General features: G+C 55.1%; 6 protein-coding genes. All 6 read right to left on the reverse strand.

Annotated elements, in window-relative coordinates:
- On the reverse strand, window positions 1-1,729 hold a 1,729-nt coding region (locus WBC85_RS10120; protein ID WP_424436206.1), incomplete at its 3' end, for a DEAD/DEAH box helicase.
- Window positions 1,730-1,913: 184 nt separating this feature from the next.
- Window positions 1,914-3,791: an excinuclease ABC subunit UvrC gene (gene uvrC, locus WBC85_RS10125; RefSeq protein ID WP_424436209.1), complete on the reverse strand. Its 1,878-nt coding sequence runs from the start codon at window positions 3,789-3,791 to the stop codon at window positions 1,914-1,916.
- Between the two features lie 311 nt (window positions 3,792-4,102).
- On the reverse strand, window positions 4,103-5,056 hold the full coding sequence (locus WBC85_RS10130) for a calcium/sodium antiporter (protein WP_424436212.1): 954 nt from the start codon (window positions 5,054-5,056) through the stop codon (window positions 4,103-4,105).
- Window positions 5,057-5,229: 173 nt separating this feature from the next.
- Window positions 5,230-6,027, reverse strand: a complete 798-nt coding sequence (locus WBC85_RS10135; RefSeq protein WP_424436214.1) for a S49 family peptidase — start codon at window positions 6,025-6,027, stop codon at window positions 5,230-5,232.
- Between the two features lie 64 nt (window positions 6,028-6,091).
- A complete protein-coding gene (locus WBC85_RS10140; RefSeq protein ID WP_424436217.1) occupies window positions 6,092-6,853 on the reverse strand; it encodes an ABC transporter permease in 762 nt (253 codons plus the stop codon).
- The gene (locus WBC85_RS10145) at window positions 6,850-7,779 is read right to left on the reverse strand and encodes an ABC transporter ATP-binding protein (RefSeq protein WP_424436220.1); all 930 of its coding nucleotides are present in this window, start codon (window positions 7,777-7,779) and stop codon (window positions 6,850-6,852) included. Before WBC85_RS10145 ends, WBC85_RS10140 begins: the two co-directional genes overlap by 4 nt.
- Window positions 7,780-7,877: the final 98 nt, after the last annotated feature.

Below are 7,877 nucleotides of genomic sequence, written 5' to 3' on the forward strand. Positions count from 1 at the left end.
GCGGTTTATCATAGCGCGGCTTGTCACCACGCGGGCGATCCTCGCGCGGACCTTTGTTATACGGCTTGGACGGCCCATCCGCAGGCGGACCAGCAGGTGACGCATCAAAATCAGGCTTGCCGGGCAATTCTGTCAGGCTCGCGCCCTGCTCCAGATTAAGCCCCTCACCCAACTCTTTCTTCATCCGCTCAACCGCAGAGGTCTGCACTTCAACAAACGTCTCCTGATACTGGACACGGATCGCGCCGATATCATCCTTGGAGATATTGCCGTTGCGACACAGCATCGGAAGCAACCAACGCGGCTCTGCCTTATGCTTGCGACCCAGCGAAAGCGAGAACCATGAGCTTGGACCGAAATCGCGCGGCGCACGTGGCTCGCGCGGCTCACGCTTGTTGCGCGGACCTGTGTCCGTGACTTCACCCAACTGCTCTGGCGCAGAGTGTTTGGTACGGTGCAAACGCAAGAAGGCCGCCGCGATTTGCTCAGGTTTATATTGTGCCAGCAACTTGCCCGCAAAGCTCAACTCGTCCTCGCTCAGCGCTTCGGACCAGGACGGATCGTTCAACATACGATCTTCATCGCGCGCATTCACATCATCCGCCGAAGGCGCATTGCTCCACTCGGCAGTCAGCTTGGCAAACTTCAACAAGCGCTCAGCCTTGGCCTTTTGACGACCGGGAACAATCAAGGCCGAAATCCCCTTGCGACCAGCGCGACCTGTACGGCCCGAGCGGTGCAACAACGTTTCACCATTTGAGGGCAGATCCGCATGGATCACCAATTCAAGGTTGGGCAAATCAATCCCGCGCGCCGCAACGTCCGTCGCCACACACACGCGCGCGCGCCCGTCGCGCATCGCTTGCAATGCATGGGTCCGCTCGTTCTGGGACAGCTCACCCGACAAGGACACAACCGAAAAACCACGGTTCGAAAAACGTGCCGTCAAACGCGCAACCATCGCGCGCGTGTTGGCAAACACAATCGCATTCTGCGCCTCATAATAGCGCAGCGTATTGATAATCGCGTTCTCTGTATCAGACGGCGCAACAGTCATCGCGCGATAGGTAATATCCGCGTGCTGCGGTCCTTCGCCAATCGTCTCAACGCGCTTTGTATCGGCGCGCTGATACTTCTGTGCCAGCTTCGCAATGCCGCGTGGAACCGTTGCCGAGAACATCAAAGTCCGGCGATCCTCTGGCGTTGCATCCAGAATAAATTCCAGATCTTCCGAGAAGCCCATATCAAGCATCTCGTCCGCTTCATCCAATACAACCGCGCGCAAAGCAGACAAATCAATTGCGCCGCGCATGATGTGGTCACGCAAACGGCCAGGCGTTGCGACAACAATATGTGCGCCGCGATCAAGCGCACGCCGCTCTGTACGCGAATCCATGCCGCCCACTGTCGAAGCCACAACAACCCCCGCAGGCGCGAACAGCCAATCAAACTCGCGCTGCACCTGCAAAGCCAACTCGCGCGTCGGTGCAATCACCAAGGCCAGCGGCGTCGCAGCACGCTCAAAGCGGCCGTCTTCTTCCAAAATCGAAGGCGCAATCGCCAGACCAAAGGCAACCGTCTTACCCGAACCGGTCTGCGCAGACACCAGCAAATCCTGATCCAGAAATTCCGGCTTGGACACTTCGATCTGGACAGGCGTCAAAGTCTCGTAGCCTTTTGCCTTCAAGGCTTCATTCAGTGTCGGAATTACGTTTTCAAAATCAGTCATTGCATACCTGCCGTTCAAACAAGCCCCGCGCATAGGGGTATTCCAGCCATAAGTATAGCCCCTTTGAGAAGATGCCGCACCGCAGCAACTTCCTCTCTCGTGAAATATCCCGGGGTTTGGGGCAGCGCCCCAATTTGCCGCGTAAGCGGCTCATACTGCGCGCGCGCCAGCGCGCTCATTCAGATCAGCCACGCTCATGGAAATAGTCATAAATGACCTGAGCCATAGCCGCAGAAATCCCGTCTACCGCTTTCAAATCCACCAGGTTCGCCCGCGCGACCGCCTTGGCCGATCCGAAATGCGCCAAGAGCGCGCGCTTGCGCCCCGCTCCGACGCCCGGCACATCATCAAGCGGCGTTGCGCCAATCGCTTTGCTGCGCTTCGCGCGGTGCGTGCCTATCGCAAAACGGTGCACCTCATCGCGCATACGCTGGATGAAATACAGGATCGGATCATTGTGGCGCAGCGCAAAGGGGCGCTGGCCTGTGCGATAGAACTCTTCCTTCCCGGCATCACGGTCCACACCCTTGGCCACGCCAACCATCGGCACATCGCCAACGCCCAGCTCCTCCATGATCTCACGCACCGCACTCACCTGACCCGCGCCGCCATCAATCAGCAACAAATCCGGCCAGTCGCCTGTTTTGCGCTCGGGGTCCTCCTTAATCAAACGCTTGAAGCGCCGTGTCATAACCTCTTTCATCATGCCGAAATCATCGCCGGGCGTTAGATCTTCGCCCTTGATATTGAACTTGCGATAGGCATTCTTCACAAACCCCTCTGGCCCGGCAACGATCATCCCGCCCACCGCATGGGCCCCTTGAATGTGGCTGTTGTCATAAACCTCGATGCGCTGGGGCACTTTTTCCAAGCCAAAGGCCTCGGCCAACCCCTTAAGCAATTTGCCCTGTGCTTGGGTTTCCGCCATGCGCCGCGCAAGACTTTCGCGCGCGTTGCGCACTGCACCGTCCATTATTTCGGCCTTCTCACCGCGCTGGGGCACGATCATTTCGACCTTTTTGCCCAACTTCTGGGACAAGGCATCAATCATCAGATCTTCGTTTTCCAAGGCATGGCTTAACAATATCTGGCGCGGCGGGTCTTTGGTGTCATAGAACTGCCCCGTGAAAGCCTCGAGCACTTCCGCCTCATCCACATCAGATGTGATACGCGGATAGTAATCCTTGTTGCCCCAGTTCTGATTGGCGCGAATAAAAAAGACCTGCACGCAAGCCTGCCCACCCTCCATATGAAGTGCGATCACATCTGCCTCGCTCACATTGCGCGGGTTGATCCCTTGGGAGGTCTGCACTTGCGTTAACGCGCGAATGCGATCCCGCAGCGCCGCTGCGCGCTCGAACTCCATCTCTTCAGAGGCCTTTGCCATCTGCGCAGCCAGCTCCTCTTGCAAATCCGTGGACTTGCCCGAAAGAAACCGCTCCGCATCGCGCACCGTGTTAGCGTAATCCGCTTCGCTGATCTTGCCAACGCAGGGCGCTGAACACCGCTTTATCTGATGCTGCAAACAGGGCCGTGTGCGCACTGCAAAACTGGAATCCGTACAATCGCGCAGCTGAAACGCGCGTTGCAACTGGTTCAGGGTCCGGTTCACCGCCCCTGCTGACGCGAACGGGCCATAATAGGCCCCCTTATCCTTTTTAGCGCCGCGATGCTTGCGGATCATCGGATAGGCGTGATCCTTGCTAACCAGAATATTCGGGAAACTTTTGTCATCGCGCAGCAGCACGTTGTACTTCGGCTTTAGCTGTTTGATGAGGTTCTGCTCAAGCAAAAGCGCTTCGGTTTCTGTCTTCGTTGTCAGAAACATCATCGACGCCGTTTGCGCGATCATTGTCGCAATGCGCCCCGAATGACCGCTGGGGCGCGCATAGTTGGATACCCGCGCACGTAGATTGCGCGCCTTGCCAACATAGAGCACTCGGCTCTGCTCATCGAGCATCCGGTAAACACCCGGAGAGCTATCAAGCGTCTTGAGATAGGCTTGGATAACCTCATGGCCGCGCGGGGTTGGCTCTGTATCAGTGCTCGGGTTTTCGCTCATGTCTCTGAATATGATTCTTCTTGCGTCGCTGCAATGCCGCAAGACCAAGGGCAAGTGTTAAGTCGTCCACGGTTTCTGTGGATAACTCTGCGGATAGAAATACCTGAGCCTAAATTTTCCCTTGTTTTTGGCCCACTTCGCTCAACTGCCTAAAAATTAGGCACTAATTTAAGTCATTGTTTTTTATAAGTAAAAAAATTTCACGCGTGTAAATTATTGAAATTGTTAAAGTTTTAGTAACGCTTTCGTTAACCAAAAGCGAAAGGTGCAAAACTTTTATAGAGTTTGACCTGAAGGCAGCCTGTGCGCAGTTAGAACAACACCACGCCGACATATGCAAAATACGCCAGTGTCAGCGCGATGCCCCAAGGACGGGAGATATTCCAGCGCCAGAAGACAAAGGGCAGCAGCAGAACCGAAGCGCCCAACATCACCCAGAGATCAAAGCGCAGGAATTCTGGCGCTACGGGGATGGGGCCGATCAACGCTGCGATACCAATAATCGCCAGCAAGTTGAACATGTTGGAACCAATGACATTGCCCAGCGCCACATCGGCCTGACGGCGCAATGCAGCCATCGTCGTTGTTGCAAGTTCTGGCAAGGAGGTTCCAAGCGCGACCAGCGTCAAACCGATCACCGTTTCGCTAACGCCATATTCCCGCGCAATAAGCGACGCATTATCCACCAGCAAATCCGCGCCCAGCGGCAAACCAATCAACCCCAAAAGCAAGAAAACAATGATCTGCCACCAAGGCATATCAGGGTCCGCTCCCTCAACCTCTTCTTCTTCAAGCGCCGCAAGTGCCGCGCCTTTGCGGTGTGTGTTGGCATCGCGAAACGCGTCCGCCAACATGAAGGCTAACGCAGCCAACAAGACCAACGCCTGCCAAGTGCCGAAATTGCCTGTGAAAGCCAAAGCGATGAACAAAACGCTTGCGATTATCATGAACACATAGGTCTTACGCGTATTGCACTCTGATGTGTGAATCGTCGCAAGGATTGCGGGAAAACCCAACACCAAAAGGATATTGGCCGTGTTCGAGCCGACCACATTGCCCATGGCGATGTCCGGCTTGTTTTCCAGAACCGAATTGATGGAAATCAACAGCTCAGGTGCAGAGGTACCAAAGGCCACGATCGTCAAACTCACGATCAGCGCGGGAATTCCGACGCGCAAGCTCAAATTGACCGCGCCCTTCACCAGCGCATCACCGGCCAAAAGCAAGATCACAAGCCCGAGCCCAACCAACAGCCATGGCATCATAGTTTAGCCCCTACCCTTGGAACAATTGCATGGCCCCCGGCCAATTTGGTAACGTCCACATCGCTTACATTTCGCATCGCGCAGACGCTTCTGCCCAGGGAAGGTCAACTTGCCGAACATCGCCAGCACGCCCATTCCGATCAGGAAAAATGTAACGATTTTAAAGATCACAGTTAAAGACCAAAGCGCGCAAATTCTGCGCGCTCCTCAATGCCTGCAAGCGCATCGCTAGCAACTTGTGCACCTATCCGGCTCATCCAGCCGCGTTTTGGTCCGTAACGGCGGAATTTCACTTTATCGCCAAACCGCGCTTTCATCGCAGGCACAAGATGCCCGATGCCGTCGATCAACCCGACGTCCTGCGCCGCACTGCCAATCCAGATATCACCTGAAAACAAGTCCTGACTTTTGTCGAGCTTGTCACCGCGCCGTTGCTGCACATGGCGAATGAAATTGGTGTGGATCTGTTCCAACATCGTCCCGAGACGCGCAACGTCTTCTTCGGATTCAGGCTTGAACGGGTCCAGCATGGACTTTGATTTTCCTGCTGTATAAACGCGCCGCTCGATTCCTTGGCGGGCAAGGAACACATGCGCGCCAAAGCCCGCTGAAATCACGCCAATCGAACCCAGAACAGAACTTTCGTCCGCATAAATCTCATCCGCCGCCGCCGCGAGCCAATAGCCACCAGACGCCGCCACATCTTCCACGAATGCATAGACCGGCACGCTTTTCTCTTCTGCGAGCCTGCGGATACGCGCGCCGATCAACGAACTTTGAACCGGGCTTCCACCCGGCGAATTGATCTGCAAGGCAACCGCATCAGGCTTGCCCCGCGAAAAGGCTTTTTCGATCACTGGCGCAAGCGCCTGATCGCTCAATGAGCCGCGCCCACCAGTGCCAATCGCACCGGAAAGCCGGATAACCGCAACCGTCGGGTCCGATTTCATAAAGGGAAGAAAGCGTTTCATAATGGCGATGTAGAATGCCGAGCAGCGCGAAACAAGGCGTAGCGGATATATATTGTCAGCGCGTTCATTGGCGAATCCGCCAGCCGGTTTTGAAAATCCACCACACCGCAACAAGACACATCGCGGAAAAGCCTGCGATTGCCAGCAGGCTAAGTCCGATTGGCACATCTGCCATGCCAAAGAACGCCCAGCGAAAGCCCGAAATCAAATAGACGACGGGGTTGAACAATGTGATCGTTTGCCAGACCGGCGGCAGCATCGAGATCGAATAGAACGAGCCGCCAAGGAACACCAAGGGTGTCACCACCAGAAGGGGGATAAGCTGCAATTGCTCGAAATTCTGCGCCCAAATCCCGATGATGAAGCCGAACAATGAAAAGCTGACACAGGTCAGCACCATAAAGGCGATCATCGCCAACGGATGTTGGATTTGCAGATCAACAAACAAGGCAGAGGTCGCAAGGATCACAACGCCTATGAACAACGCCTTGGTCGCCGCAGCGCCCACATAGCCGATCACGATCTCAAGAAAGTTCACAGGGGCGGACAGAAGTTCATAGATCGTGCCGATAAACTTCGGGAAATATATCCCGAAAGAGGCGTTGGAAATCGCCTGCGTCATCACGCTCAACATAATCAATCCCGGTACGATGAACGCGCCGTAACTGATCCCGTCCACTTGATCTATGCGGCTCCCGATCGCCGCGCCGAACACGACGAAGTAAAGCGACGTCGAAATAACGGGCGAAATGAAACTCTGCATCAAAGTGCGAAAGAAACGGGCCATTTCAAATGTGTAGATTGCCCTTATTGCCTGCCAGTTCATGCCGCATCCTCCGCAACAAGGCCCACAAAGATGTCTTCAAGGCTCGATTGTTTGGTTTGCAAATCGCTCATCACCAGCCCCGCTTTTGCCAGATCGGCCAAAAGGGCGGTGATCCCCGTCCGCTCGCCGCGCGTGTCATAGCTGTAAAGGACTGACGCGCCGTCGTTGACGATTTCCAGCCCGTAACTTTCCAGCGCCTCTGGCAACACGCTTACAGGCGCGCTCAGATCAATCTGCAACTGCTTTTGCCCCATTCGGGTCATAAGCGCCTGCTTTTCTTCGACCAACAGCAACTCGCCCTTGGCGATGACACCGATACGATCTGCAATCGCTTCGGCCTCTTCAATGTAATGGGTCGTAAGGATGATTGTCGTGCCGCCAGCCTTCAATCCTGCAACGATTTCCCACATATCCTTGCGCAGCTCGACATCCACGCCCGCTGTCGGTTCATCCAGAAACAGGACTTCCGGCTCATGGCTAAGTGCCTTCGCAATCAAAACGCGCCGTTTCATGCCGCCCGACAATTCCATGATACGGCTGTCTTTCTTGTCCCAAAGCGAAAGCTCACGCAGAATTTTCTCAAGATATGCTTCGTTCTTTGGTTTGCCAAACAAACCGCGCGAAAACCGCACCGTGTTTATCACCCGCTCGAACGGTTCGAGATTTATTTCTTGCGGAACCAGTCCGATCATCCGCCGCGCTTCACGGTAATTGCCGACTATGTCGTGCCCACCGACGTTGACGGAACCGCTGGTTCCTTCAGTAATACCGCAAATTGTTGAAATCAGTGTCGTTTTACCCGCGCCATTGGGACCAAGCAGCGCCAGAATTTCACCTTTTTCGATGTCCAGTGTCACGCCTTTGAGCGCCTCAAAGCCACCATCGTATCGCTTGACCAAATCACGAACGCTTAGAATTGCCGCCATGGAACTCTCCCCTGTTGCCATCTGCCTATCTGCTTCTCGCGTCAGCCGCAAATAGGCTGGCGTGGCTGCGCTGAACAGGGTAGCCCTAACGCATGAGC

This window comes from Planktotalea sp. (assembly GCF_049680325.1).
Classification (GTDB): domain Bacteria; phylum Pseudomonadota; class Alphaproteobacteria; order Rhodobacterales; family Rhodobacteraceae; genus Planktotalea.

Excerpts from the sequence above, each read along its gene's own strand:
- uvrC (WP_424436209.1), bottom strand. The coding sequence starts at position 3,791 with ATGAGCGAAAACCCGAGCACTGATACAGAGCCAACCCCGCGCGGCCAT.
- WBC85_RS10130 (WP_424436212.1), bottom strand. The coding sequence starts at position 5,056 with ATGATGCCATGGCTGTTGGTTGGGCTCGGGCTTGTGATCTTGCTTTTG.
- WBC85_RS10145 (WP_424436220.1), bottom strand. The coding sequence starts at position 7,779 with ATGGCGGCAATTCTAAGCGTTCGTGATTTGGTCAAGCGATACGATGGT.
- WBC85_RS10140 (WP_424436217.1), bottom strand. The coding sequence starts at position 6,853 with ATGAACTGGCAGGCAATAAGGGCAATCTACACATTTGAAATGGCCCGT.
- WBC85_RS10135 (WP_424436214.1), bottom strand. The coding sequence starts at position 6,027 with ATGAAACGCTTTCTTCCCTTTATGAAATCGGACCCGACGGTTGCGGTT.